Origin of the sequence: Microbacterium sp. NPDC057741, assembly GCF_042798735.1 — a bacterium.
In the GTDB taxonomy this organism is placed as follows: domain Bacteria; phylum Actinomycetota; class Actinomycetes; order Actinomycetales; family Microbacteriaceae; genus Microbacterium.
On the sequence record NZ_JBHVJW010000004.1, the window covers coordinates 290,247 to 314,304 of the forward strand.

The following is a 24,058-nucleotide window of genomic DNA, read 5'->3' on the forward strand; positions in this document are numbered from 1 at the left end:
ACGTGGCCTATCCGCTGAACGATGCGAGGGCGTCGTCCACGGTCTTCGCCAATGCGCTGATGACGTGATGCCCGTCCTCGATGTCCCAGAGCGCGTTCTGCAGCAGCCGTGCCGCCGTCCATGCGGCCGCGTGGTGGCGGTCGAGGGCGAGCATCTCGGTGAGGATGTCGAAGCGCCGCCGCACGATGCGGGGCGCGTCCGAGACGGAGTGGTCGGTGCTCCACTCGCTGTCCAGAGCGGGCCAGAGGTCGAACGCGGGATGCCCGACGAGAGGCTCCGGGTCGATCGCGAGCCAGGGTTCACGGTCGGCTGAGAGCACATTGCCGTAGTGCAGATCCCAGTGCAGGAGGCGATCACCGGCCTCGGTCTCCACCTCGGCGACCTGGCGGGCCCATCGATCCATGCGCGACCGATCGTCGGCTTCGAGAACCCGCATCGCTGCAGGAGCGTCACCGATCATCTGTGCGACGATCGCGCCGAGCCGGGGGAGTCCGTCCGGTGCGGGCGCGTCGTGCAGGCGGGTGAGGAGGCCGCCGACCACGTGAACCGCATCGTCGTCGTCATCGACCGCTTCGAGACTGCGATCCTCGTGGAGCCGTTCGAGCAGCATCCCGCCCGCATCGGTGTCGCTGTCCAAGAGCAGAACCGTGCCCCGGCCGCTCCAGGCGATGAGGCCGAGGATCGCGGCGCTCGTCTCCGGTTTCGGCGGCTGCAGCTTCAGCGCGGCCGGCGTCCCGTCGGCGCGCCGCACCGGCACGAGGACTCCCGCTTCGCCGGCCCGGACCATACCGTCCGGGCGAAGATCCCACTTCTGAAGAAGGTCGCGGGCGACCGACGGCAGCAGTCGCAGCCATTCTCGGGTCGTGTCATCTCCGGAATCGAAGCCGCCGATGACCTCCGCGGGAATGACGAACTGCTGTTCCGAACCCATGCGTGACAGTCCATCACAGGGCTGTGTCGCCGAGCGGTGCGCAGCCGACCACTTCGAGCGGTCCCTCCTCGGGAGTCGGCGGTTCGAACCGTTCGAAGTACTCCCTCGCCGTCTGTGCGGTGAGCGGCCAGTCGTCCGCCTGCCTGCCGTGCCGGTCGCCGACCCGGCTCAGGATGGTCTCGAGCGGCGTCGCGATGTAGACCGTCGCCGGCACGATACCCCGCGGTGCGAGCAGTGCGCGGTACTCATCGCGCTGTCGCCGGAACCAGAACCCGAAGTCGAGCACGACATCGTCCCCTGCTTCGACATGGCGCAGCAGCCGGTCCTTCAGCTCCGCGGCCACTTCGGCGACGACCTCGGCGGAGGGCATCGTCGTGATCCCGCGGTCCCAGAACTCCACCTCGAACGACAGGCGGATCCAGCCCTCGCGCTCAAGGCCCTTGGCATGGGTGGTCTTGCCGGCACCACCGGGTCCGCACATCATCACGACCCGCGGCCGGCGCATCTCGTCTCCTGACACCCGGCCGAGGCTACGCCTCACCGCCGACATCCCGAGTCAACCCGTACGAATACATGTCGCGGCGGTCGTCGCCGACCCGTTCCCACGACCGCAGCAGGCCCTCTCGCTCGAAGCCGCACTTCTCGGCGGTCAGCCACGAACCCGTGTTGTCGGGGTCGACGTACAGCTGCAGGCGCGGGACGTCGAGTGTCTCGAACGCCCACTTCGTGAGGGTCTGTAGGGCCGCCGAGGCGTGGCCGCGGCGCCTGCTGCTCGGCCTGATCCAGTAGCCGATCGTCGCGCGCCCCCTGTCCACGTCGCGCAACCAGAGTCCGATCTGACCGACGCAGGCGGCATCCGCCTCGATCGCGAACGAATACCCGGCGCCGGATGCCGCGCGCTCGTGCTGCCTCTCGATGAATGCGGCGGCCAGCGCAGGGTCGGCGATGGCGGGCACGGTCGTGACGAGGGGGATCAGCGGGTCGGAGGACGCGTCGAGCACGGCGTCGACATCGTCCACCCGGAACGGGCGGAGCGTCACGGCATCGCCGCGGATCGTCGGGACCTCGAGCCTCACTCCATCAGTATGGGCGACGCGGGCTGCGGGGTCGCCCGCGGAGCGACGAAGGAGCGGGGATGCAGCGTCGCGACATGCTGGGCGTCCTTCGTCTCGCTTCGCGGATCCTGAGCGAGGAGCGCAGCGACGAGACGAAGGGCGCTCAGGACCCGGAATGGCGGACCTTCCGAGGCGCTGGGCGTCCTTCGTCTCGCTTCGCTCGCTCAGGACCCGGACTGCCGCTTCGCGGATCCTGAGCGAGGAGCGCAGCGACGAGCGCCGTACTGAGCGAGCGGAGCGAGACGAAGTGACGAAGGGCGCTCAGGACCCGGACTGCGCGGCACGGGCATCCGCCGCCGCGATGCCGCGGCGCATCTCCTCGCGCGACTCCTCAGGCCATGGACCGGATGCCGCGAGCGGGATCTCCGTGAGGAAGCGTCGCTCCGGCTCCGGGATGCGGGAGACGAGCAGATCCGGATCGCTGCCCGCCGTCGCGTACAGCGCCGGTCCGTCGGCGTAGAACAGGTCGGTCACGACGAGCCGCCCGTCGGCCCCGCGCATGACGTTCGACGGGTTCGTGTCGAGTGGGCCGCACCAGGGCAGCTCGCGCAGCGCCCTGGCGTGGACGCCGTCGATGATGTCCACCAGCTCGGCCACGGCCTCGTCACGATCGGCGATCAACCCGTGGAAGGCGTGCGCATCCGACTCATCCACCGGAGTCAACCACTCCATCAGCTGCAGGTCTCCACCGCCGGTCAGCCGCCGATGCGCGAACAGCTCCGGGACCAGCCGGGTGCGCGCGGCCGCGCGGTACAGCTCCGCCGAGTACGGCCCGGTCGGATCGAAGGGACTGATCCGCACCGCCGCCGACCCGTCCGGCGCGCGCAGCGCGATGGCCCAGTCCCCGGCGCCGGCCCGCGTCCATCCGGCATCCGTGAAGGCGCGCTCGGCAGAGCGGTGGTCGGCGTCCTCCGGGAGCGCGGCGAGCGTGGCATCCATCTCCCCAGTCTGGGGGACCGGCGCCGACGCGGTCGACCGCGGCATCGGTTCGGAGCGACGCCGACCCTCGGAGTGGATCGCCGCGGCTCAGCCGCGTGCAACCTGCTGGCGACGAACAGCCGCCGAGATGACGGCGATCAGGGTTCCCGCGGCCACGCCGATCACGGTCTCCAGCATCCGGTCCCGCAGCAGCACGTCGGGTGAGGTCGGAGCGGCGAGTTCGACCATGAGCAGCGCGAGCGGCGTGATGAAGACCATGGCGATGCCGTAGTTGCGGCCCACGAACATCTCCGCGCAGGCCTGGAAGGCGATCGCGATCAGGATGACGGCCAGCGGAGGCAGGTGCAGGGCGAGGATGCCGGCCGCGACCAGCACGCCGAGCAGCGTGCCGACCAGGCGCTGGAGTCCCCGGATCACCCGGGCCGTGAGGTGCGCGCCGCTGACCGCCGCGGCCGCTCCCACCATCGCCCAGTACCAGTGCGATCCCACCAGCAGCAGCCCGAGCACGCCGCCGAGCAGCGTGGCGGCACCGACCGTGACCGCCATCTCCCAGGCCACGTCGCCGATCGGCTGCCGGGTTCGGGTGATCTCGATCGCGGGAAGGCGCCGCACGCCGGCCGCCGCGAGCGTCGCGGTCACCAGCAGCGAGAAGAGCACGCTCCCGACTCCCACGACGAGCACGTTCGCGAACGAGACACCGGATGCGGGGATGCTGGCGGTCGCTCCGATCGCGAACACCGCGAACAGTCCTCCCGGCGGATGCCACCGCATCACGTAGGCGAGCAGCGTGACCACCGACGCGACCGCGGCGACCGAGACCACCGACACCAGCGATGGTGCTCCAGACAAGGACAATCCGGTGCCGGCGAGCATCGCCAGGATCAGGACGCCTCCGGCGCCCGCCTGCATGCGCAGACGATCTCCGAAGCCGTCGGTGCGTCCGTAGAGCGCCGCGAAGGCGCCGAAGCTGGCGTAGATGCTCAGGTCGAGCCGCCCGATCGCCCACAGGATCAGCAGCGGCACGCCGACACTGACGGCGGCCCGCAGCGCGACGCGGTGGTCACCGCGAGACGGGGCCACCCGAATGACGCCCGTCCACACCCGCCCGCGAGACTCTGCCACCCGTCAGCCGAACTTCTTGAAGCCCTGGTCGTGCCAGTACGACGCCTGCGCCGAGGTGCGCCGAAGGATCGCGTCGGGCGCGGCCGGTGCGGGCCACAGCATCAGCTCGTACGAGTCGGGTGCCGGGTCGGCCTCGTCGGCGACATCCTGCTGATGCCCGGCATCCATTCCGGTCGCATTCCAGCGCGCGCGATAGCTCGGCTCGGGGACGGCGAAGCGCACGGCCGGGTTCTCGGCCCACCCCGCGAGCGCGGCGGTACCGGATGCCGGGAGCAGACTGGCCTCGACGATCTCCTCCCAGTCGCCGAGGTCGGGTGCTTCATCGTGAAGGCTCACCCGGATCGGCACCTGACCGGTGTGCGTGCCGGTGATGAGGAAGAGCGTCCCGTCGACGGCGGCGCCGCAGAGGCCGTTGCTCTGGCCGCGGAAGGCGTCGTCGGGCAGCGGCGGCTCCAGCTCGCCGGTGGTCAGGGCCGCCTGGGCGTACGACGTCCAGACCGATCCATCGAAGACCACCTGCATGCATCCATCCTTGCCGATCGCGGGGCCGCGGGCGAGCGGATCGGCTTGCGGGCGAGCCGCGCGGGTGTAGACCAAAGTCGGGGGTCGACACAGACCTCGGATGCTCCCGCCTCGGCGCGGTTCTCGCCAATATTGAGCCATGACCAACAAAGAGCGCAGCGCAACCCCCGCCGAGACAACGGTGGGGCCGGCGCTGAAGGTTCGCCCCCGGGTGTGGATCGGCCTCGTGATCTGGGCCGGATACGCACTCCTCGTCTTCCTCGTGCAGCTGATCACCTCCGTGCCCTACAGTGCACTCGGCGACAGCGGTTCGAACCTGTTCTTCGGCGCAGGCCTCTCCTTGATCGTCGGAGCGGTGGCCCTCGTGATAACTGCCACCCTGCTGGGCTGGTGGCGTCCGGCGCTGTTCGATCGTCACCGCAGCGTGCGCTGGCCGATCTTCGTGCCGATCTTGATGGTGGTCGCCCTCATCATCAACCTCATGAACACCGACTGGGGTTCCTATGACGGTGGCTTCTTTGCGGCGTCCCTCGTACTGCTGCTCGTGGGCTTCACCGAGGAGATGGCCACGCGCGGTCTGCTGATCGTGGGACTGCGCAGCCGGCTCGGTGAGGGCTGGGTGTGGTTCCTCAGCTCGGCACTGTTCGCGCTCATGCACCTGATGAACGCACTGACCGGGCAGGATCTGCTCACCACTCTGCAGCAGGTGGGCATGGCCTTCATCGCAGGCACGATCTTCTACATCCTGCGTCGCACCACCGGCAGCCTCATCTGGGCGATGGTGCTGCACGGACTGTGGGACTTCTCGGTCTTCGCCGTCGAGCACGGCACTCCCGGAAAGTACGCAGCCCTCGGTACGCCCGTGTACGCGATCACCGGGTTGGCCGCGCTGGCCGTCGTCGCCTTCGTCATCCGCGGTGCGAAGGAGCGCACCGCGATCGCCTGAACCTCGCATCCGACGCCCCCGGCCCTCCGGTCGGGGGCGTCGTGCGTGTGGCCCGGCTCGGCATCAACGGGGATGCTGCGCAGGAACCTCTTGACACCGGCATCCGCCCGTCGTAACGTACAACCAAATGGTTGCACAAACAGAACTGAGCGAGACGGAGATCGACCGTGTGTTCCACGCACTGGCGACGTCGACCCGGCGCGACATCCTGCGTCGGACGATCGATCGCGAACAGTCCGTCTCCGAGCTGGCCCGCGACTACGACATGTCGTTCGCCGCGGTCCAGAAGCACGTCGCCGTCCTCGAAGAGGCGCGGCTCGTCATCAAGCGCGCTGAGGGACGCGAGCGGCTGGTCCGCGCGAATCCCGACATGATCGCCCGCGCCAAGGCGCTGCTCGCCCGCTACGAGGAACTCTGGCGCGCACGCATCGCCCGTCTCGACGACCTGCTCGCCGAGCCCGATCCCCGCAACGACCCCGCACGACCTGATCAAGGAGACTGACAATGCCCGTCATCTACATCACCAACGACCCCGAGGCACTCACCCTCACCGTGACGGCCGAGTTCGCGGCTCCGGTCGAGCGCGTCTGGAACGCGTACGCCGACCCGCAGCAGCTCGAGCGGTTCTGGGGCCCTCCGGGCTGGCCGGCGAGCTTCACGAGCTTCGACCACCGGCCCGGCGGGTTCGCGCAGTACCACATGACCAGTCCGCAGGGTGAGAAGTCCTCCGGCCGCTGGGAGTTCCTGAAGATCGAGGAGCCGCACGGCTTCGAGGTTCTGGACTGCTTCGTCGATGAGGCCGGCGAACCGATCGGCGGGTTCCCGGCGATGCGCATGGTCTTCGGCTTCGCCGAGGACGGCGGTGCCACCCGCATGACCTGCGTCACGCACTTCGACTCGGTCGAGGCGCTGCAGCAGTCCGTCGAGATGGGCATGGTCGAGGGCACCCGCATGGCGATGGCGCAGATCGACGCCGTGCTGCAGGACCTGCGCGAGTACGCGCAGGGCAAGGGCACCCGCCTCGAGCTGATGGACGACACCCACGTGCGCATCACGCGTCTCGTGAACGGTCCGCGCGAGGTGGTCTGGCGAGCCCACATGGACCCGGAGCTCACCAAGCAGTGGATGACCGGACCCGACGGCTGGGTGATGACCGAGGACGTCCCGGCCGACACGGTCGGCAAGCACTACCGCACCTCATGGGCGCCGGTCGGCGACACCGAGGGTGAGCCGTTCGGCTTCGAGGGCGACGTGCTGCTCATCGACGAACCGCGCCGCGCGGTCACCACCGAGATGATGATCGGCACCGACGGCCCGTCGACGCTCAACGATCTCAACCTCTACGAGGAGGACGGCGCCACACTCATCACTCTGCTCATCGAGTACCCCGACAAGGACACTCGCGACATGATCCTCGCCACCGGCATGATCGACGGCATGGAGGCCGGGTACGACCGCCTCGAGCGCACGGTGCTCGTGCCGTAGCATCCGCTGTCCCTTCTGCCCCTGCCGCCGGCCCGACCGGCGCAGGGGCAGAATGATGTCATGGCCCTTCCGATCTCCGCACTGCAGATGCCAGAACCCCAGCGCGTGTACACGGCCGACGGAACGAGCCTGGCGACCTACACCTGGGGCGATCTCGACGCCCCGGTCGTGGTCATGGTGCACGGGTTCGCGTCGAACACCCACGACAACTGGGTGCTCACCGGCCTGGAGCGCCGACTCGCGGCGTCCGGTCTGCGGGTGATCGGCATCGACCAGCGCGGCCACGGCCGCAGCGAGAAGCCGCACGAGGCCGGTGCGTACAGTCTCCGGACCCTCGCCGGCGACGTCGAGACCGTGCTCGACACCTACCTGGTAGACACCGCCTCGTACCTCGGATACTCGCTCGGCGGACGCGTCGGATGGCACGTGATGCTCGACCTTGAGGACCGCATCGACCGCGCCGTGCTCGGCGGCGTGCCCGACGGCACCGCCCTCGACCGCATCGTCCTCGAAGAGGTGCAGGCGCACCTCGATGAGGGCACCCCGATCAACGATCCCGTCACGCAGAGCTACATCGAGCTCACCGAGCGGGTGCCGGGCAACGACCTGCGCGCCCTGCTGGCACTCGCCCGCGGCATGCGCAACGACGCGATCATCGCGCACCCCGAGAACGCCCCGCAGGTGCCCGTGCTGTTCGTCACCGGCACCGAGGACACCATCCTGGAGGGCTCCCGACGCCTGGCCGAGGTCACGCCGGAGGGCCGGCTGATCGAGGTCCCGGGACGGCACCACTTCAACACCCCGGCCTCGCGCGGGTTCCGCGACGCGGCATCCGACTTCCTCACCGCAGACCGGGACTGATCCGGCACATGGGCATCGTCGTCAAGTTCCTGCTGATCCTGCTGGTCGTCGCGCTGGCGATCGGCATGATCGTGCGGCTGTTCCGCAAGCCCACCAGGCCGGTGGACACCGGCCCGAAGAAGCAGCGGATGCCGCTCATCGTGCCCCTCATCGGATGGCTGCTGCTGATCGCCGGTGTGGGCATGGGTCTCGCCGGCTTCTCGGCCAGGGCGGGCACCGATCCGGTGCCGATGCGGATCGGCTCCGTGGTCGCACTCGTCCTCGGCCTGATCGTGCTGCTGCTGCACCGGAACCGGTACGTGCAGCCCGACGCCGAGCAGGTGCGGTTCCGCACCTTCCTCGGCCGTCAGCACGAGATCGCGTACCGCGACGTCACTGCCTACGCGGTGGCGGAAGCGGGATGGCGCTCCCGTCTGCAGCTGCGCACCGCCGACGGCACCCGCCTTCGCGTGAACCCGATGGTGTTCGACATGTCGCCGGCGCTCGCCGCGATCTCGGTCAAGGAGCGCACCGGCCGCTGGCCGTGAAGTTCGCAGCCGCTCCGAGACGAACGGATGCCGAGCCCGGGGGAGCTCCCCTGAGCCGAATCATCCGCTCAGGTCGCAATCGATCACGCTCGGAGCCACGGAAAGCGGGACAAGCCGCGCCCCGAACGTGGGGCCAGGGCGGCGCGACCCAGCCCCGTCCCAGCCAGGCATGACACCGTTGATGGCATGAGTGTCCACGCCCCGGCGCACGCCCCGCAGCAGAGCAATGCTCTCGCGGGCACCGCGCTCGGAGTCGTGGCCGTCGCCGCCGGCGTCGCACCGTGGATCGCGGCCGGCGGCATCCTGCCGGTGCAGAACCTGTGGCGCACCGAGGTGCAGCGTTTCCAGATGCCCTTCTCACTGCTGCCGGTGAGCCAGTACTACGCGACCAGCATGTTCGTGCTGATCGTGATGGGCGGCGTCTTCGCCGGCGTCGCCAGGCGCCTGCTCGCCCGCACCTGGAGCGCCTGGCCGATAGCCCTCGGCGTGCTGATCGGGCACGTCGTCGCGGTCGTCCAGAGCTTCATCGCGGATGCCCGTGGGCTCGACCTCGACGACAGCCGGGCCTGGTGGTACCTCGGCGGACTGCTGTTCGGGGCGATCATCGCGGTCGGCTTCGCGCAGGTCGGGTTCTGGCTGATCTCTCGGCCGTCCAATGGGCCGGCCGCCCTCGGCATCGCGCTCGCCGCCGTGCCGTTCGCAGGCTGGGTCGGCATGTGGGCGCAGCTGCTCGCGGGCACGACGGGTGTCCCGCAGGGCGTCATCCTGCTGCTGCGCTGGCTGCCGGCGATCGTGGTCGGTCTGACCCTGGCCTGGTGCGGGGTGCGACCCGCGACGCGCCTGATCGTCTGGCTGCTCGGGCTGAGCGCACTGTGGATCGTGCCCGCCGCGTTCACCGCGATCCAGTACTCCCTCGGCTCACGCGTGCTGGCGGGCGACCTCAGCGAGATGGCCGCCGCAGGCATGCAGGTGTTCCCGGCTGCACTCGCGGTCGGATGGCTGCCGGTGGTCGTCGCCGCCGCGATCGGCGTGGTCGGGGCGGCGCTGTCCGCGGTCCTGCGGAGGCAGAGGGGTTAGTCGTCCTCGTCCTCGTCCTCGCCGCTCGCCGTGACGTCCGCGGCCTCGGGCGCCGGAGGCGCGACGGGGAACACCACGGTCGTGTAGAGCGGTCCGCCACCGAGGCCGAAGATGTCGGACGCGGTCGGCGGCGCGTCGAGCTGCTCGGCAGCGCTCTGCGGATCGAGTGGTTCGGACGGAAGCCCGGCCCACTCGTTCTGCTCCTCTTCGGGGCGCTGCTGGAAAAGACCCATGTCGCTATTGTCCCTCTGCGCTGACGCTGTCGGCGCGAGGCTCTTCGCGCACGGCATCGACGAGGTTGCGCCAGGCGCCGACCAGCGCCGACTCCGGCAGTTCACGCCGCCGCTCGTCGTGCAGCGTGGTGGCCCGGATCAGCCAGGTGAACCGGTCCGCGCCGAGCGGCGACTCCGGCTCCGGGTCATCCCACGGGCAGCTCTCGATGAGTTCCAGCCAGCGCTGCTCGTCATCGGGCGCGGGGTCCACCCGCCACCGACGGCGGATGCCGGCGATGCCGCCGGTGCGCACGACGAGCACCGCGAGCACGCCGACGGGCGCGTCATCCGGCTGTGGTTCCTGCGGATCCATCCTTGATCACTCCGACGGTGATCCACGCGTTGCGGACCGCCTCTTCCACGGTAGCGCCCAGTTCGCGCGCCGCAACCAGTGTCGCGTCGGCGAACTGCGCGAAGGTGGCCGTGGTCGACAGCCCGCCGGTCAGTGCGCGGTACCAGACCGTGCCCGCCTCTTCCCAGGCGTGCCCGCCGAGCGTGGTCGCGGTGAGGGCGAACGCACGATTCGGGATGCCGGAGTTGATGTGCACCCCGCCGTTGTCCTCGGTGGTGGTCACGTAGTGCGCCATGTCGGCGGGCTGCGGGTCCTTGCCGAGCTCGTCGTCGTCGTAGGCGGTTCCGGGGTGCAGCATGTCGCGCAGCGCCCTGCCCTGCACCGCCGGGGTGAACAGGTCGGCGCCGATCAGCCAGCTGGCCTGATCGGCGGTCTGCCCGAGCAGGTGCTGCTCGGTGAGGGCGCCGAACACGTCGGCGATCGACTCGTTCAGGGCGCCGGGCTGGTCCTGGTACTCCAGGCCGGAGGCGGTCTGGATGACCCCGTGCCCGAGCTCGTGGCCGATCACCGAGACCGAGCCGGTGAAGCCCTGGAACACCTCGCCGTCTCCGTCGCCGAAGACCATGCGGGCGCCGTCCCAGAAGGCGTTGTCGTACTTCTGGCCGTAGTGCACGGTGGCGTTCAGGGGCGCGCCTGCGCCGTCGAGCGAGTTGCGCTCGAACGCCTCGAGCAGCAGGTCGAACGTGGCGCCCAGGCCGTCGAAGGCCTGGTTCACGGACTCATCGGCGACGGGTGCGTCGTCCTCTCTGCGCACGACCGTGCCGGGCAGGGTCTCGGTGCCCTTGGCATCCGAGATCGTGCGATCGGGAGCGGCGGTCACCTCGGCGACCAGCGCGCCGGACTCATCGATCGAGAGCTCCAGCCGCGAACGGAACGGTGGCCGTCCGGCGATGAGCGTCTGCCGCGCAGCATCCGCCGCCGTCGAGTACCGCTCGGACTGCGCGAGCCTGGCCAGCAGGTAGGCCGGCACGATGCTGTGGTGGATGGGGGGCGGGAACGTCTTCGTCATCTTCATCATCTTCTTCATCACCTTTGTCGTTGTTCCCGACGATACGCGTCGCCGCGGACATCGGCTCCGGGCATATCGGGAGCGTATCGAGAAGCGCATACGCCCCTGCAACAGGCGCGCAGGTGGACTGGTGAGCATGAGCTTCGAACGCCCCACCCTGCATCTGAGCAGAGGCGCCGTCGCCGAGAACGTGCGCAGGATGCGCGCCGGTGGGCCGGTCATGGCGGTGGTCAAGGCCGACGGGTACGGACACGGTGCGGTCGCCGTGGCGACCGCGGCCGTCGATGCCGGGGCCGAGTGGCTGGGCGTCACCGATGTGGCCGAGGGGGTCCTGCTCAGGGAGAGCGGCATCGAGACGCCCGTCCTCGCCTGGCTGCACCCCGCCGGGATCGACGCAGCGCTCGCGGCCGCGTACGGGGTGGATGTGGCCGTCGCATCGGCGGACGAGCTGGCGGAGCTGATCGAGGATGCCGCGGTCGGGGCGGCGGATCCCGTTCGAGTGCACCTGCACCTGGACACCGGCATGGCCCGCGGCGGATGCCCCGTGCGGGACTGGGAGCGGATGCTGTCGCTCGCGCGCAGCGGCAGCGACGCCGGGCGCCTGCGGGTCGTCGGCGTGATGGGGCATCTGCCCGACGCGGATCTCGCCGATCCGACGGCGAACGTGCCCTGGGTGATGCGGATGCGGCATGCGCGCGACGCCGCGCTGAGGGCGGGGCTGGCACCGCTGATCACGCATCTCGGAGCCACCGCGGCCGCGCTCACCGACCCGTCCACCCGATTCGACCTGATGCGGGTCGGGGCGGGGCTGGTCGGGATCGACCCCTCCGGAACCGTCGAGCTTGCGCAGGCAGGACGCCTGACCGCACCGGTGGTGCACAGCAGCCAGGTCGAGGAGAACACCCGGATCGGGTATGGAGGCACGCATCTGACCGACCGGCGCACGAACATCTCGGTGCTCGGACTCGGCTACGCCGACGGCATTCCGAGAGAGCTGTCGCGCGAGGCCTGCGTGGAGATCGGCGACAGGCGGCATCGCATCGTCGGGCGGGTCTCTATGGACCAGATCGTCGTGGACACCGGCGATCTCTCCTGCCCGCGCGGGAGCATCGCCACCGTGTTTGGGCCGGGAGGGGCGGCGCCGAGCGTGCAGGAATGGGCCGAATGGGCGGGGACCATCCCGCACACCATCGTGACCGGAATCGGATCACGCGTAGTGAGGAGAACTGCATGACCCGAGTACTGGTGATCGGCGGAGGGCAGAGCGCGGAGCACGACGTGTCGCTGGCCGGCGCCGCCGGCGTCGCGGCGGCGCTGCGCAAAGGGGGGTTCGGCGTCGAGGAGCTCACGATCGGCCGCGACGGATGCTGGCGGCGCGGCGCCGCCGTGCTGGGGGCGTCGGCCGTGCAGTCGATGGGCCCGGCACTGGAGACGATGGGTGGCGTCGACGTCGTGTTCCCCGTGCTGCACGGGCCGAACGGCGAGGACGGCGCGCTCGCCGCCCTGTGCGCGCTGGCGGGGGTGCCGATGGTCGGCTCGGATCTGCGGGCGGGGGCGATCGGGATGGACAAGTGGGCGACCAAGCTGGTCGCAGAGGCCGTCGGCATCCGCACCGCGCGGGGCGTGCTGGTCAGTCGCGCAGACATCGGCGACGTGGAGTTCGACGGTCCGGTGGTCGTGAAGCCCGTCGCGGCCGGGTCCAGTCACGGTGTGACGCTGGTGACCGAGGCCGCTCAGCTGCAGGACGCCCTGCACCGGGCCGCGCGTTTCGATGACCGCATCCTGGTGGAGGAGGTCGTGCACGGGCGCGAGGTCGATGTCTCGGTGCTGCGCGAGGACGGGGCGCGATGGGCAAGCCCGCCGCTGGAGATCCATGCCGCGGCGGCCGACGGGTCGGCGATGTTCGACACCGCGACGAAATACGACGGTTCGGCCCGCTTCACCACGCCTGCGGACCTCACCGGTTCCGAGCGCAGAGTGCTCAGCACAGCGGCGGTGCGCATGTTCGATGCGCTGGGCTGCTCGGGCGTCGCCCGGATCGACTTCTTCCTCACCGCGGACGGCCCCGTGCTCAACGAGGTGAACACGACGCCGGGGATGTCGGCGCAGTCGCAGGTGCCGCGGATGTTCCAGGCCGTGGGGATCGGCTATCCCGAACTGGTCGCACGCATGGTGAGGGCGGCTACAGCCGGTTCACCGCGGTGACGGTGATCACGGCCTCTCCGGCGTCATCCGACTCGGCGAGGTCGACGGTGGCGGAGATGCCCCAGTCGTGGTCGCCCTGGGGGTCGTCCAGGATCTGCCGGATGCTCCACGAAGATGAGCCCTCCTCGATCATCAGGAGCGCCGAACTGCGGGCATCCGCCCCGGTGAGGATCTCGTCGTGCTCGGCGAAGTAGCCGTCCAGCGCGGCCTCCCAGCCGTCGAAGCCCGGGTCGAGCTCGGTGAGGGCGTCGAGGTCCTCGCGGGCGGCGAGCTGCACCCGCCGGAACAGCTCGTTGCGCACCAGGATGCGGAACGCGCGGACGTTCGTGGTGAGGCGCTTCGGCGCAGGCGGCACCACCGGTTCCTCCTCGTGCTTCAGTGCGACCGGTCCCTGAGCGAGCGTAGCGAGACGAAGGGTCTCCCACTCGTCGAGCAGGCTGGAGTCGACCTGGCGCACCAGTTCGCCGAGCCATTCGATGAGGTCGCGCAGCTCCTCGCTCTTGAGATGCTCGGGGATGGTCTGCGAGGCGGCGCGGTAGGCGTCGGAGAGGTACCGCAGCACGACGCCCTCCGACCGGGCGACTTTGTAGAAGGCGACGTATTCCCCGAACGACATGGCGCGCTCGTACATGTCGCGCACGACGGACTTCGGACGCAGCTGGAAGTCGCGGATCCACGGCTGCGCGGCGCTGAACGTGTCGAACGCGGCCGACAGCAGCTCGTCGAGCGGCTTCGGATAGGTGATCTGCTCGAGCAGCTCCATCCGCTCGTCGTACTCGATGCCCTCGGCCTTCATCGCGGCGACGGCCTCGCCGCGGGCGATGAACTCCTGCTGCGAGAGGATCGCGCGCGGATCGTCCAGGGTGGACTCCACGATCGAGATCATGTCCAGAGCGAATTGACCGGTCCCTGAGCCTGACGAAGGGTCGGGCTCGAGCAGTTCGAACGCGGCCAGCGCGAAGGGCGAGAGCGGCTGGTTGAGCGCGAAGTTGGGCTGCAGGTCGACGGTCAGTCTGATGCCGTCCGGCCCGTCCTCGACGATGCCCGACTCGCGAAGGGTCCGGTAGATCCCGAGGGCGCGCAGGGCCAGCATCCGCTGCTTCGCACGCGGCTCGTGGTTGTCGTATACCAGCGCGCGCATATTGCCGAAGACGTCGCCGCCGCGGCCGATCACGTTCAGCATCATCGCGCTGGTGATCTGCATGTGCGAGGTCAGTGTCTCGGGCTCGGCCTCGATGAGCTTGTTGAACGACGGCTCTCCCCACGACACGAAGCCGTCCGGCGCCTTCTTGCGGATGATCTTGCGCTTCTTCTTCGGGTCGTCGCCGGCCTTGCGGATCGCGGCGATGTTCTCGGACTCGTGCTCCGGCGCCTGCGCCACCACGGTGCCGGCGGTGTCGAAGCCCGCACGGCCGGCGCGCCCCGCGATCTGGTGGAACTCGCGAGCGTTCAGTTGCCGCATCCGGGTGCCGTCGAACTTCGTCAGCGCCGTGAGCAGCACGGTGCGGATCGGCACGTTGATGCCGACGCCCAGGGTGTCGGTGCCGCAGATGACGCGCAGCATCCCGCGCTGCGCGAGCTGCTCGACGAGCCGGCGGTACTTCGGCAGCATGCCGGCGTGGTGCACGCCGATGCCCATCCGCAGCAGCCGCGACAGGGTCTTGCCGAACGCCGTCGTGAACCGGAAGTCGCCGATCAGTGCCGCGATCTCGTCGCGTTGCTCGCGGCTGGCGACCTTGGCGCTCGCGAGCGCCTGCGCGCGCTCCATCGCGGCGGCCTGTGAGAAGTGCACGATGTAGATCGGCGAGCGGTCGGTGTGCAGCAGATCATCGATCGTCTCGTGGATCGGCGTGACCTCGTAGAAGTAGTGCAGCGGCACAGGGCGCTCGACACCGGTGACGACCGCGGTCTCGCGACCGGTGCGCCGGGTGAGGTCGGCGGCCAGTTCGGTCACGTCGCCGAGGGTCGCCGACATCAGGATGAACTGCGCCTGTGGCAGCGTGAGCAGCGGCACCTGCCATGCCCAACCGCGGTCGGGGTCGCCGTAGAAGTGGAACTCGTCCATCACGACCTGGCCGACAACCGCATCCGGCCCCTCGCGCAGCGCGAGGTTCGCGAGGATCTCGGCCGTGCAGCACACGATCGGGGCGTCGGCGTTCACGGCCGAGTCGCCGGTGACCATGCCGACGTTCTCGGCGCCGAACACGTCGACCAGGGCGAAGAACTTTTCGCTGACCAGGGCCTTGATCGGAGCGGTGTAGTAGGTGCGGCGGCCCTCGGCCATGGCCGCGAAGTGCGCGCCGACGGCCACGAGCGACTTGCCGGTTCCGGTCGGGGTGCTGAGGATCAGGTTGTTGCCCGAGACGATCTCGATGACCGCCTCGTCCTGCGCCGGATACAGCTGGATGCCGGTGCTCTCAGCCCATTCGACGAACGCCATGTACACGGCATCCGGGTCTGCGCCGCGCACTGCCTTCGGATCGAGAGTCATGATGTCTCGATCCTTTCACGTCGGCCGGTCAGGCCTTCTTGACCAGGCTCGACTTCAGCAGCATCGCGCCGAAGCCGTCGACCCTGCAGTCGATGTCGTGGCCGTTCACCGGGTCGATCAGACGGATGCCGCGCACCTTCGTGCCGGCCTTGATGCCCTGCGGGGAGCCCTTCACCTTGATCGTCGTGGTGACCACGACGGTGTCGCCGTCGGCGAGCACGTTGCCGACGGCATCCTTCACGACGTTCTCGGCCGGGGCCTCGTCGACAGGTGCTGCTTCGGCAGGCGACCACTCGTGCCCGCACATCGGGCAGACGAGCAGCGCACCCATCTCGTAGGCGAGGTCGCTGGAGCACTCGGGGCACAGGGGAAGCAGATCGGCCATGACTCCATGATATCGCGATATGATGAATTCATCATTTCAGGAGGTGCGTCGATGCTGAGCGACCCGACCCGTCCGCTGTACGAGGTGAAGGCCGGCCTGTTCAAGGGGCTCGCGCACCCGATCCGCATCCGCATCCTGGAGGTGCTGTCGGCCGCGCCCGAGGCATCCGTCTCGGAACTGCTCGACGACACCGGACTCGAGGCATCGCACGTCTCGCAGCACCTCGCCGTGCTGCGCCGCAACCGCCTCGTCGTGTCCGAGCGCCGCGGCAGTCTGGTCTACTATCGGCTCGCCTACCCGCAGGTCGCAGACCTGCTGCGCGTCGCCCGCGCGCTGCTCGGCGAGATCGTGCAGACCGCGCAGCAGGAGTTCGCCGGTGCCGAGGCGCTGCCCGAGATCCCGGATGCCGCGGCATCCGATCTCGCGGGAGCCCGCGCGTCATGAACCCCCGGGGACTCCTCGCGCTGCTGCCCTCGCGCGCCGACTACCGTGCGGTGCCGCGCACCTGGCGCGGCGACCTGCTCGCCGGCGTCACGGTCGGCATCGTCGCGCTGCCGCTCGCACTGGCGTTCGGCGTCAGCTCGGGAGCGGGCGCCGAGAGTGGCCTCGTCACCGCCATCATCGCGGGCATCGTGGCCGCGATCTTCGGCGGTTCGAACGTGCAGGTGTCCGGCCCGACCGGCGCGATGGTGGTCGTGCTCGCGCCGATCATGGCGTCGCAGGGCACCGGTGCGCTCGCGCTGATCTGCCTGATCGCCGGTGTGATGGTGCTGCTCGCCGGCATCCTTCGGCTCGGCCGCACGATCAGCTACATCCCGTGGCCGGTGATCGAGGGGTTCACGCTCGGCATCGCGGTGATCATCTTCCTGCAGCAGGTGCCGACCGCCACCGGCACGAAGCCGGGCGAGAGCACGAACGCCGCAGTCGCCGCGGTCCAGTCGCTGATGACGGTGGGGTGGCCGAAGCTCGGCTGGTCGCTGATGCTGGTCGCGATCGTCGTCGCGATCATGCTCGTCTCGCTGAAGGTCGCGCCGAAGTTCCCCGGCTCGCTGCTGGCGATCGTCGTGACCGGATTCCTCGCCGCTCTGCTCGGACTTCCCGTCGACGTGATCGGTGAGCTGCCGTCGGGCCTCCCCGCTCCGACGCTGCCCGACTTCTCGCACGCGGGCTCCCTGCTCGGCCCGGCGCTGGCCGTCGCCGCGCTCGCCGCGATCGAGTCGCTGCTGGCCGCCCGCGTCGCCGCGAGCATCTCCGACACGGGCCCGTACGACGCCGACCGCGAGCTGGTCGGACAGGGCCTGGCATCCATCGCCGCAGGGCTCTTCGGCGGGATGCCGGCCACCGGCGCCATCGCGCGCACCGCGGTCAGCATCCGCGCCGGCGCGCGCACGCGCGTGGCCGCCATCGTGCACGCGCTGCTGCTGCTCCTGATCGTGCTGGTCGGAGCATCCGTGGTCTCGCACATCCCCCTCGCCGCCCTGGCCGGCGTGCTGATGGTCACCTCGTGCCGGATGATCGCGCCGTCGACGGTGCGCGCCGTGATGGGGTCGACTAGGTCGGATGCCGTCGTCTTCGTGATCACCGCGATCGTCACCGTGAGCGTCGACCTCATCTACGCCGTGCTGATCGGCCTGCTCGCGGCCGGCTTCTTCGCGCTGCGTCAACTGGCCGAGGCCAGCGGCGTGCGCCGCGAGGAGCTGCCCGGCGCGGCCCGACCGGGCGACGAGCGCATCGCCGTGTTCCGGCTCGAGGGCGCGCTCTTCTTCGGCGCGGCCGAGCGGATGCTGGAACGAGTGAGCACCCTGCAGGGCATCGAGGTCGTCGTGATCCGGATGTCGCAACTGCAGATCCTCGACGCGACGGGCGCCCAGGTGATCACCGACATGATCGTGTCGCTGGAGCGGCGCGGGATCACGGTGCTGGTCAAGGGCATCCAGCCGCAGCACCTGCGGGTGGCGGAGCGGGTCGGCGTGCTGGCATCCCTGCGGCACCAGAACCACCTCTTCGAAGACCTCGACGCGGCGGCCGCACACGCCCGCGACCACGTCGCTCGGGCTGCGGGCTGATCGAGGGCTGAGTCGCGGCCGGGGTGGCCGGGACCGGCGTCGGCATGGCATCGTTGCTCGCGAGGGGCGGCGCGGAGGCGCCGCATGCGAGGGGTGTCGTGAACAGGTTCTTTCAGCGCACGGTCGGGCTGGCCGTGATTCTCATCGTTCTGCTCGCCGCCGGACTGCTGTGGTGGGGCATCGCCGTGACGGATCCGCCTACGTTGTGGGATCCCGTGCACGTGACCCTGGCCGGGGTCTGGCAGGTGCTGTACAGCTCGGAGCTGCCCAACTTGGGCGTACTCGCGGTTGCGCTCGCTGTGGCACTGCTGCTCGTGCTGTTCGTGGTCGTGAGCGAGCGCATCGTCGCGAGTCGCTACCGGCGCGCGGGGATCGAGGTCACCAGGCTCCCGCTGGCCCCGCGCGCCGTGATGGAGCGCACCCGTGGCGTGTTCGCCGGCGAGGTGACCGTGACGGTGCTGATCCCCGCTCACAACGAGGAATCCTCTCTTCCCGCGACGCTGCTGTCGCTGCAGCAGCAGAGCACGGCGCCCGATCGCGTGCTCGTGGTCGCAGACAACTGCACCGATCGCACGGTCGAGGTCGCCAGGTCGCATGGCGCCGACGTCTTCGAGACGGTCGGCAACACCCACAAGAAGGGCGGCGCCCTCAATCAGGCGCTCGAGGACCTGCTGCCGAGCCTCGGCGACAACGACACGGTCATGGTGATGGACGCCGACAGCCAGATCGGGGACGACTTCCTGACCGAGGCGGTCCGACGGTTCACCGCGGACCGGGCGCTGATGGCGGTCGGCGGGCTGTTCGAGGGGGAGGAAGGGCACGGCCTGCTCGGCCAGTTCCAGCGCAACGAGTACATCCGCTACCAGCGGGAGATCCGCCGCCGCCGTGGAAGGGTGTTCGTGCTCACCGGCACGGCATCCGTGTTCCGCGCGGCCGGCCTGCGCGCGGTGGCGGATGCCCGCGGCAGCGAACTCCCTGGACGGAAGGGCGAGGTCTACGACACCTTCGCCCTCACCGAGGACAACGAGCTGACGATCGCGCTCAAGTCGCTCGGCGCCCTCACGATCTCACCGAGCGAATGCACCGTGGTCACCGAGCTCATGCCCACCTGGCGGATGCTCTGGGCGCAGCGTCTGCGCTGGCAGCGCGGCGCCCTGGAGAACCTCGGGGCCTACGGGCTCACCCCGCAGACGCTGCGGTACTGGTCGCAGCAGATCGCGATCGGCTACGGCGTGCTGGCGCTGTTCACCTACTTCGCTCTGCTGCTACTCATGATCCTCGCGATGGACACCTGGGTGTGGTTCCCGTTCTGGCTCGGCATCGGCGTGCTCTTCTCGATCGAGCGGGTGATCACGGCGTGGCGCGGCGGGCCGCGCGCCAGAGTGGTCGCCGCGCTGGTCTTTCCGGAACTCGTCTACGACTGCTTCCTGAACCTGGCGTTCCTCAAGGGCGTCTTCGAGATCGCGTTCGGCCGGAGTGCGACCTGGAAGCACGTCGACCACGGTGCGACGAAGGAGGCGGCGGCATGACCGGGGGCGTGCACGCGGGGATCCTGTTGCCGGAGTCGTTGCTGTACAGCGACTGGTTCAGTGTGCTGGCGACCTTCGTCGCGATCAACACTCTGATCTACGTCGTGCTCGGCATCATCAAGACCCTGCCGAAGGCGGGCCCGCGTCGACGTCACACCGGCGCGAGCCGCAGATCAGAGACCCGGAGCATTCATCCCGACGCGCCGGTGTAGTTCGGCGAACAGCGCAGGGATGTCCTCCGGCGGGGTGGGCACGCCGACATAGAAGCCCTGCGCGTAGTCGGCGCCCAGCGCGCGTGCCAGCTCGAGCCGAGGGGCATCCGAGACCCCTTCGACGAGGACCTTCGCTCCGGTCGCGCGCGCCGTCGCGAGCAGGCCCCCGAGGAGCACCAACGGTTCGTCGTTGGCTTCGATGATCCGCCAGAACAGATCCCGGTCGATCTTCACGACGTCGGGGCGCAGTGTCGCCACCCGCGACTCGTCGGCGCTCGCCGCGCCGGCATCGTCGACGTACAGGCTGCCCCCGAGCCGTGTGACCGTCGCGCGCACCTTTCGGAGATTCGCCGTGGTCCTGCGCTCCTCCAGTTCGAGACCCCACGGCCGGTCATGATCGGCGAACAGGGCGTGCAGCTCGGGGCGGAGCATCGTTCCGCCTGAAGCGTTGTAGGCGACCGCGAGTCCGGCAGGCAGCGCGTGCGCGGCGCGGATCGCCGACTCGATGAGGACGATCTCCATCTGCTCGCGTGCGCCGACCGCGTCCGCCCGTCCGAGCCAGACCGGAGGCGGGGCGCCGTCTGCGAACCGTGCCAGTGCCTCGAAGCCGCTGATCCGCCAGGCGTGCAGGTCGACGATGGGCTGGAACACGATCCGGGCGCTCCGAAATGCGGCGAGAACCTCCGCCTTGTCCTCTTGCCCGTTCCTGATCACGATTCACCTTATCGGCGCGGGGCCATAACCTGGTCGGACGAACGCCGCACAGTGATCGGGGGACCACATGGTCGTTCAAGACATCCGGGCGGAGGACGCCGAGGATCTGCGCTGGCTGCGTCTGGGCTGGCTGAAGTCCATCCGGGAGCGCACCTCGACCTACGCAGTGGTCACGTCGGCGCTGCTGCTCTACTTCGGCCTGCTCGGTGTGTTCGAACTGTTCGAGAACGATCTGACCCTGTTCGAACAGATCCTCTCCGCGGGCACCACACTGGTGTGCGTTGCGATCTTCCTCATCGTCGTGGCGTTCGGCATCTCGCTGCCGCACTGGGTGGGATTCGCGATGATCATCGCCCACGCGGTGGTGTCGGTGTACTACCTCGGCTTCTCCGACGAGCGGCAGAACGCGATCGCGGCGCTGCAGGAGCTGCCGATCATGGCGATGTACTTCTCCTGGTTCTACCCCGCCAGAACGGTGCGTATCGCGATGCTGGCGATCCTCGTGTTCGGGGGCGCGGCGGCCGTGTACGGCCCGTTCATCGGCGACGACGGACTGTTCGGGGCGGTCAACCTCCTCGGCGCGGCACTGTTCACCTGGATGTGTCTGGAGGCCGGCATCTTCATGCGCCACCGTGTCCGGCTGGAGTCGCACTCCGATGAGCTGACCGGTGCGCTGAATCGTCGCGGCTTCCTCGCCAAGACGCAGATGGAGATGCGTCGCGCCACCCGGCGGGGGAATCCGCTGAGTGTCGCCGTGCTCGATCTCGACAAGTTCAAGTCGGTCAACGACGATGCAGGCCATGCCGCCGGTGACTACATCCTCCGGTCGGTCTCGTCGCAGTGGATGTCGCTGTCGCGGAGCACCGACATCGTCGGTCGTCTCGGCGGCGACGAGTTCGCCATGCTGCTCCCTGACACGGATGCCCAGCAGGCGCGCGCCCTGATGCGTCGGCTCCGCGAGTACGCGAGCCACCCCTGGTCGTGGGGGGTCGCGCAGCTGCAGAGCGACGACACGGTCGACAGCATCCTCGCCCGCGCCGACCGTGAGATGTACCACGACAAACGCGGCTGACCGCGTCGTCCGTCCTCCGCGCTTGCGCGGCCGGGATTCTGCGGCTAATCTCTGCCTAACTAATGATCGTTAGGAAGACATGACCAAGGCACGCATCCTCGCCGAAGCCCGTACGGTCTTCGCGCGCAAGGGGTACGCCGAGGCCAGTCTTCGCGAGATCGCCGAGGCCGTCGGAATCAAGACGCCCTCTCTGTACGCGCATTTCCCCAGCAAGGAAGCGCTGTACGAGGCGGTCTACGCCGAGGTCATCGTGGATCACACCGCCTTCTTCGATGAGCTCGTGCGCACCAGCACCGACCTGGAGCCGCTGCCTCGCCTGCGGCACCTCCTCGGCGGTATCGAGGCCTACTACCACGACCGCACGGAGCTGGCCGAGTTCAGCCTTCGCGCCGCCGTGGCCGAGTACGGGCCCACAGGCGAGACGCTCCGCGAGATTTTCCTGACCTCCGAGACGAACCTCGCCTCCGCCGTGCGTCGCGCCTATGACGACGGCGTCGCCGCCGGAGCGTTCGCGCCCGGCGACCCCGAGGGCTTCACCGCGCTGGTGTTCGTGATCATGGAGGGGCTCTTCCTCCAGCTCACGCACTACTCCCCGGACGTCTACCGCGCGCGCTTCGAAGACGCGTGGCGGCACCTGTCCACCATCCTCTCCGCCTGACCCCGCCGCGACGCGGCCCGGCAGGCGCCCCGAAAGCACGCGCCATGCCCCACCCCGACCCCTCCGACCCGGTGCGCATCACGATCATCGCGCCGGTCGTGCTGGGCGAGCAGCAGCTCGAGCCCGCACCTGACATCCCCGGTGCCGTCACCGAATACCTCAGCCTCGCCGCCGGCACCTCCTCGATCGAGAGCCGCTGGGACGACGCCTTCGCCGTCCCGGGCATCCTCGATGCGGCGATCCGTGCAGAGGAATCGGGCGCCCACGCGATCGTGATCGACTGCATGGACGACCCCGGGCTGGATGCGGCCCGAGAAGTGGTCCGGATCCCCGTCGTCGGCCCCGCGCAGGCGAGCATGCACCTGGCGCTCACCCTCGCCGACCGCTTCGCGATCATCACGACCCTCGCCGAGGATATCCCGGTCGTCCGCGAGCTCGTGGAGCGCAACCGCCTCGAGCATCGCTGCGCGTCGGTGCGCGCGCTCGGCGTGCGGCCGCTCGGCCTGCACGATGACGAGGACGCGACCGTCGCCCTGTTCTCGGATGCTGCGCTCGCCGCGGTCATGCAGGACGGCGCCGCCGCGATCATCGCGGGCTGCACGATGCTCAGCGGCCGCACCGAGACCGCCGCCGCGCGCCTCGCCGCGGCGGGCGTCGAAGTGCCGGTGATCGACCCGCTCGCCGCAGCCCTGCACCACGCGCTCACCCTGGTGCGGCTCGGTGTCTCGCACAGCGGCGCCGGCTACCCCGCACCCGCGCGGAAGGACATCACCTGGCCCGACTCGGGGCTGCGTTTCGAGAGGAGGGTCGGCTGATGCACCTGCGCGTGATCAACCCCACTACGACGACCTCCTGGGTGCCCGACACGCTCGCCCTCTTCGAGGCCGCAGCCTCGCCGGGCACCCGTGTGAGCGTTGCCACCATTCCCGCCGGCACGCCTTCGATCGAGAGCCGCCGTGACGAGGCTCTCGTCACTCCCTGGGTGCTTCTCGCGGCTCGTGAGGCCGAGGCCGAGGGCTGCGACGCGATCGCCGTGGACTGCATGCTCGACCCCGGCGTGCATGCCGCGCGCGAGGTGGTCGGCATCCCCGTGCTCGGGCCGTGCGAGGCATCCATGCATCTGGCGGCCACGCTCGGGCACGCCTTCTCGGTGATCTCGGTCGCCGAGCACCACCGCACCCTGATGATCGAGCAGGCCCGCCGGTTCGGCATCGAGCAGCGACTCGCATCCGTCCGCTCCCTCGACATCCCCGTGCTGGAACTCGAGGACGACCCCGACCGCACATTCGAGGTGATGGTGCTGCGCGCCCGTCAGGCCGTGGAGCTCGACCATGCCGAGGCGATCGTGCTCGGCTGCACGGGACTGGCCGGTCAGGCGGCCCAGGTGCAGCGTCTGCTCGCCGACGAGGGCATCGACGTGCCGGTCATCGACCCGTCCGCCGCGGCCACGCGTCTGCTCGAGGCCACCGTCTCGATGGGCCTGCGCCCCAGCCGCGTCACTTACTCCCGACGGGCCGGCGCCACGAGCGCCTGGCCCGAGACCATTACCCGCCCCTGAGACCTCTCCC

The 24,058-nt window shown here is 69.7% G+C and carries 28 protein-coding genes; 16 read left to right on the plus strand and 12 right to left on the minus strand.

The genetic code is table 11. The features are described from left to right. Positions 1-7: 7 nt before the first annotated feature. The 6 genes from ACFVDO_RS14660 to ACFVDO_RS14685 all read right to left on the minus strand — a co-directional run bounded on the left by ACFVDO_RS14660 (position 8) and on the right by ACFVDO_RS14685 (position 4,629). Complete coding sequence (locus ACFVDO_RS14660; RefSeq protein WP_378858753.1) at positions 8-931, minus strand: aminoglycoside phosphotransferase family protein; 924 nt, start codon at positions 929-931, stop codon at positions 8-10. A 13-nt stretch (positions 932-944) separates the two neighbouring features. After that, positions 945-1,451 carry an AAA family ATPase gene (locus tag ACFVDO_RS14665; protein ID WP_378858752.1) on the minus strand — a complete coding sequence of 169 codons (507 nt, stop codon included), beginning with the start codon at positions 1,449-1,451 and terminating at the stop codon, positions 945-947. A 10-nt stretch (positions 1,452-1,461) separates the two neighbouring features. Then, the gene (locus tag ACFVDO_RS14670; protein WP_378858751.1) at positions 1,462-2,007 is read right to left on the minus strand and encodes a GNAT family N-acetyltransferase; all 546 of its coding nucleotides are present in this window, start codon (positions 2,005-2,007) and stop codon (positions 1,462-1,464) included. 300 nt (positions 2,008-2,307) lie between these two features. Next, complete coding sequence (locus tag ACFVDO_RS14675) at positions 2,308-2,985, minus strand: hypothetical protein (RefSeq protein WP_378858750.1); 678 nt, start codon at positions 2,983-2,985, stop codon at positions 2,308-2,310. An 87-nt stretch (positions 2,986-3,072) separates the two neighbouring features. Beyond that, positions 3,073-4,107: an FUSC family protein gene (locus ACFVDO_RS14680; protein WP_378858749.1), complete on the minus strand. Its 1,035-nt coding sequence runs from the start codon at positions 4,105-4,107 to the stop codon at positions 3,073-3,075. Positions 4,108-4,110: 3 nt separating this feature from the next. After that, positions 4,111-4,629, minus strand: a complete 519-nt coding sequence (locus tag ACFVDO_RS14685; protein ID WP_378858748.1) for a hypothetical protein — start codon at positions 4,627-4,629, stop codon at positions 4,111-4,113. Positions 4,630-4,768: 139 nt separating this feature from the next. Here ACFVDO_RS14685 and ACFVDO_RS14690 point away from each other — a divergent pair, with 139 nt between their 5' ends. The 6 genes from ACFVDO_RS14690 (at position 4,769) to ACFVDO_RS14715 (ending at position 9,525) form a co-directional block, all read left to right on the plus strand. Beyond that, entirely contained in the window at positions 4,769-5,575 is an 807-nt protein-coding gene (locus ACFVDO_RS14690; protein ID WP_378858747.1) for a CPBP family intramembrane glutamic endopeptidase, read from the plus strand. Positions 5,576-5,702: 127 nt separating this feature from the next. Next, entirely contained in the window at positions 5,703-6,077 is a 375-nt protein-coding gene (locus ACFVDO_RS14695; RefSeq protein WP_378858746.1) for an ArsR/SmtB family transcription factor, read from the plus strand. 2 nt (positions 6,078-6,079) lie between these two features. Then, a complete protein-coding gene (locus ACFVDO_RS14700; protein ID WP_378858745.1) occupies positions 6,080-7,060 on the plus strand; it encodes an SRPBCC domain-containing protein in 981 nt (326 codons plus the stop codon). A 60-nt stretch (positions 7,061-7,120) separates the two neighbouring features. Next, positions 7,121-7,921: an alpha/beta fold hydrolase gene (locus ACFVDO_RS14705; RefSeq protein ID WP_378858744.1), complete on the plus strand. Its 801-nt coding sequence runs from the start codon at positions 7,121-7,123 to the stop codon at positions 7,919-7,921. Positions 7,922-7,929: 8 nt separating this feature from the next. Next, a complete protein-coding gene (locus ACFVDO_RS14710) occupies positions 7,930-8,448 on the plus strand; it encodes a hypothetical protein (RefSeq protein ID WP_378858743.1) in 519 nt (172 codons plus the stop codon). Between the two features lie 186 nt (positions 8,449-8,634). Continuing rightward, a complete protein-coding gene (locus ACFVDO_RS14715) occupies positions 8,635-9,525 on the plus strand; it encodes a hypothetical protein (protein ID WP_378858742.1) in 891 nt (296 codons plus the stop codon). On the opposite strand, the gene ACFVDO_RS14720 is transcribed toward ACFVDO_RS14715, so the two are convergent. The 3 genes from ACFVDO_RS14720 to ACFVDO_RS14730 are packed head-to-tail and all read right to left on the minus strand — an operon-like array spanning position 9,522 to position 11,158. Next, on the minus strand, positions 9,522-9,758 hold the full coding sequence (locus ACFVDO_RS14720; protein WP_378858741.1) for a hypothetical protein: 237 nt from the start codon (positions 9,756-9,758) through the stop codon (positions 9,522-9,524). The two genes, ACFVDO_RS14715 and ACFVDO_RS14720, sit on opposite strands and share 4 nt — an antisense overlap. Before the next feature lie 4 nt (positions 9,759-9,762). Then, positions 9,763-10,110, minus strand: a complete 348-nt coding sequence (locus tag ACFVDO_RS14725; RefSeq protein WP_378858740.1) for a protealysin inhibitor emfourin — start codon at positions 10,108-10,110, stop codon at positions 9,763-9,765. Further along, positions 10,082-11,158, minus strand: coding sequence for a M4 family metallopeptidase (locus tag ACFVDO_RS14730; protein WP_378858739.1), 1,077 nt, complete (start codon positions 11,156-11,158; stop codon positions 10,082-10,084). The genes ACFVDO_RS14725 and ACFVDO_RS14730 overlap by 29 nt, the downstream gene beginning before the upstream one ends. Positions 11,159-11,294: 136 nt before the next feature. Between ACFVDO_RS14730 and alr the strand changes: the two genes are divergently transcribed. Beyond that, positions 11,295-12,392, plus strand: coding sequence for an alanine racemase (gene alr, locus ACFVDO_RS14735; protein ID WP_378858738.1), 1,098 nt, complete (start codon positions 11,295-11,297; stop codon positions 12,390-12,392). Beyond that, entirely contained in the window at positions 12,389-13,363 is a 975-nt protein-coding gene (locus ACFVDO_RS14740) for a D-alanine--D-alanine ligase (RefSeq protein ID WP_378858737.1), read from the plus strand. Before alr ends, ACFVDO_RS14740 begins: the two co-directional genes overlap by 4 nt. Here the strand turns inward: ACFVDO_RS14740 and ACFVDO_RS14745 are convergent. Then, positions 13,341-15,854 (minus strand): DEAD/DEAH box helicase, encoded by a 2,514-nt coding sequence (locus tag ACFVDO_RS14745; protein WP_378858736.1) that lies wholly within the window; start codon positions 15,852-15,854, stop codon positions 13,341-13,343. The genes ACFVDO_RS14740 and ACFVDO_RS14745 overlap by 23 nt on opposite strands. A 28-nt stretch (positions 15,855-15,882) precedes the next feature. Then, positions 15,883-16,239, minus strand: coding sequence for a zinc ribbon domain-containing protein YjdM (locus ACFVDO_RS14750; RefSeq protein WP_378858735.1), 357 nt, complete (start codon positions 16,237-16,239; stop codon positions 15,883-15,885). Between the two features lie 51 nt (positions 16,240-16,290). Between ACFVDO_RS14750 and ACFVDO_RS14755 the strand changes: the two genes are divergently transcribed. The 4 genes from ACFVDO_RS14755 to ACFVDO_RS14770 all read left to right on the plus strand — a co-directional run bounded on the left by ACFVDO_RS14755 (position 16,291) and on the right by ACFVDO_RS14770 (position 20,046). Beyond that, positions 16,291-16,683 carry an ArsR/SmtB family transcription factor gene (locus ACFVDO_RS14755; RefSeq protein WP_378858734.1) on the plus strand — a complete coding sequence of 131 codons (393 nt, stop codon included), beginning with the start codon at positions 16,291-16,293 and terminating at the stop codon, positions 16,681-16,683. Then, positions 16,680-18,305, plus strand: a complete 1,626-nt coding sequence (locus ACFVDO_RS14760; protein WP_378858733.1) for a SulP family inorganic anion transporter — start codon at positions 16,680-16,682, stop codon at positions 18,303-18,305. The genes ACFVDO_RS14755 and ACFVDO_RS14760 overlap by 4 nt, the downstream gene beginning before the upstream one ends. 98 nt (positions 18,306-18,403) lie before the next feature. Continuing rightward, a complete protein-coding gene (locus tag ACFVDO_RS14765) occupies positions 18,404-19,834 on the plus strand; it encodes a glycosyltransferase (protein ID WP_378858732.1) in 1,431 nt (476 codons plus the stop codon). Next, positions 19,831-20,046, plus strand: coding sequence for a hypothetical protein (locus tag ACFVDO_RS14770; RefSeq protein WP_378858731.1), 216 nt, complete (start codon positions 19,831-19,833; stop codon positions 20,044-20,046). Before ACFVDO_RS14765 ends, ACFVDO_RS14770 begins: the two co-directional genes overlap by 4 nt. Here ACFVDO_RS14770 and ACFVDO_RS14775 read toward each other — a convergent pair. Further along, positions 20,008-20,760, minus strand: a complete 753-nt coding sequence (locus tag ACFVDO_RS14775) for an EAL domain-containing protein (RefSeq protein WP_378858730.1) — start codon at positions 20,758-20,760, stop codon at positions 20,008-20,010. The two genes, ACFVDO_RS14770 and ACFVDO_RS14775, sit on opposite strands and share 39 nt — an antisense overlap. Positions 20,761-20,827: 67 nt before the next feature. Between ACFVDO_RS14775 and ACFVDO_RS14780 the strand changes: the two genes are divergently transcribed. From ACFVDO_RS14780 to ACFVDO_RS14795, 4 genes are all read left to right on the plus strand, one after another. Continuing rightward, on the plus strand, positions 20,828-21,832 hold the full coding sequence (locus tag ACFVDO_RS14780) for a diguanylate cyclase (protein ID WP_378858729.1): 1,005 nt from the start codon (positions 20,828-20,830) through the stop codon (positions 21,830-21,832). Positions 21,833-21,911: 79 nt separating this feature from the next. After that, positions 21,912-22,490 (plus strand): TetR/AcrR family transcriptional regulator, encoded by a 579-nt coding sequence (locus tag ACFVDO_RS14785; RefSeq protein WP_378858728.1) that lies wholly within the window; start codon positions 21,912-21,914, stop codon positions 22,488-22,490. Between the two features lie 44 nt (positions 22,491-22,534). Then, on the plus strand, positions 22,535-23,305 hold the full coding sequence (locus tag ACFVDO_RS14790) for an aspartate/glutamate racemase family protein (protein WP_378858727.1): 771 nt from the start codon (positions 22,535-22,537) through the stop codon (positions 23,303-23,305). Then, positions 23,305-24,048 (plus strand): aspartate/glutamate racemase family protein, encoded by a 744-nt coding sequence (locus tag ACFVDO_RS14795; RefSeq protein WP_378858726.1) that lies wholly within the window; start codon positions 23,305-23,307, stop codon positions 24,046-24,048. Before ACFVDO_RS14790 ends, ACFVDO_RS14795 begins: the two co-directional genes overlap by 1 nt. The last annotated feature ends 10 nt before the right edge of the window (positions 24,049-24,058 follow it).

Excerpts from the sequence above, each read along its gene's own strand:
- ACFVDO_RS14700 (WP_378858745.1), top strand. The coding sequence starts at position 6,080 with ATGCCCGTCATCTACATCACCAACGACCCCGAGGCACTCACCCTCACC.
- ACFVDO_RS14755 (WP_378858734.1), top strand. The coding sequence starts at position 16,291 with ATGCTGAGCGACCCGACCCGTCCGCTGTACGAGGTGAAGGCCGGCCTG.
- ACFVDO_RS14675 (WP_378858750.1), bottom strand. The coding sequence starts at position 2,985 with ATGGATGCCACGCTCGCCGCGCTCCCGGAGGACGCCGACCACCGCTCT.
- ACFVDO_RS14705 (WP_378858744.1), top strand. The coding sequence starts at position 7,121 with ATGGCCCTTCCGATCTCCGCACTGCAGATGCCAGAACCCCAGCGCGTG.
- ACFVDO_RS14760 (WP_378858733.1), top strand. The coding sequence starts at position 16,680 with ATGAACCCCCGGGGACTCCTCGCGCTGCTGCCCTCGCGCGCCGACTAC.
- ACFVDO_RS14770 (WP_378858731.1), top strand. The coding sequence starts at position 19,831 with ATGACCGGGGGCGTGCACGCGGGGATCCTGTTGCCGGAGTCGTTGCTG.
- ACFVDO_RS14795 (WP_378858726.1), top strand. The coding sequence starts at position 23,305 with ATGCACCTGCGCGTGATCAACCCCACTACGACGACCTCCTGGGTGCCC.
- ACFVDO_RS14685 (WP_378858748.1), bottom strand. The coding sequence starts at position 4,629 with ATGCAGGTGGTCTTCGATGGATCGGTCTGGACGTCGTACGCCCAGGCG.
- ACFVDO_RS14750 (WP_378858735.1), bottom strand. The coding sequence starts at position 16,239 with ATGGCCGATCTGCTTCCCCTGTGCCCCGAGTGCTCCAGCGACCTCGCC.
- ACFVDO_RS14725 (WP_378858740.1), bottom strand. The coding sequence starts at position 10,110 with ATGGATCCGCAGGAACCACAGCCGGATGACGCGCCCGTCGGCGTGCTC.
- ACFVDO_RS14690 (WP_378858747.1), top strand. The coding sequence starts at position 4,769 with ATGACCAACAAAGAGCGCAGCGCAACCCCCGCCGAGACAACGGTGGGG.
- ACFVDO_RS14720 (WP_378858741.1), bottom strand. The coding sequence starts at position 9,758 with ATGGGTCTTTTCCAGCAGCGCCCCGAAGAGGAGCAGAACGAGTGGGCC.
- ACFVDO_RS14730 (WP_378858739.1), bottom strand. The coding sequence starts at position 11,158 with ATGACGAAGACGTTCCCGCCCCCCATCCACCACAGCATCGTGCCGGCC.
- ACFVDO_RS14660 (WP_378858753.1), bottom strand. The coding sequence starts at position 931 with ATGGGTTCGGAACAGCAGTTCGTCATTCCCGCGGAGGTCATCGGCGGC.
- ACFVDO_RS14785 (WP_378858728.1), top strand. The coding sequence starts at position 21,912 with ATGACCAAGGCACGCATCCTCGCCGAAGCCCGTACGGTCTTCGCGCGC.
- ACFVDO_RS14740 (WP_378858737.1), top strand. The coding sequence starts at position 12,389 with ATGACCCGAGTACTGGTGATCGGCGGAGGGCAGAGCGCGGAGCACGAC.
- ACFVDO_RS14695 (WP_378858746.1), top strand. The coding sequence starts at position 5,703 with ATGGTTGCACAAACAGAACTGAGCGAGACGGAGATCGACCGTGTGTTC.
- ACFVDO_RS14790 (WP_378858727.1), top strand. The coding sequence starts at position 22,535 with ATGCCCCACCCCGACCCCTCCGACCCGGTGCGCATCACGATCATCGCG.
- ACFVDO_RS14745 (WP_378858736.1), bottom strand. The coding sequence starts at position 15,854 with ATGACTCTCGATCCGAAGGCAGTGCGCGGCGCAGACCCGGATGCCGTG.
- alr (WP_378858738.1), top strand. The coding sequence starts at position 11,295 with ATGAGCTTCGAACGCCCCACCCTGCATCTGAGCAGAGGCGCCGTCGCC.
- ACFVDO_RS14710 (WP_378858743.1), top strand. The coding sequence starts at position 7,930 with ATGGGCATCGTCGTCAAGTTCCTGCTGATCCTGCTGGTCGTCGCGCTG.
- ACFVDO_RS14715 (WP_378858742.1), top strand. The coding sequence starts at position 8,635 with ATGAGTGTCCACGCCCCGGCGCACGCCCCGCAGCAGAGCAATGCTCTC.
- ACFVDO_RS14780 (WP_378858729.1), top strand. The coding sequence starts at position 20,828 with ATGGTCGTTCAAGACATCCGGGCGGAGGACGCCGAGGATCTGCGCTGG.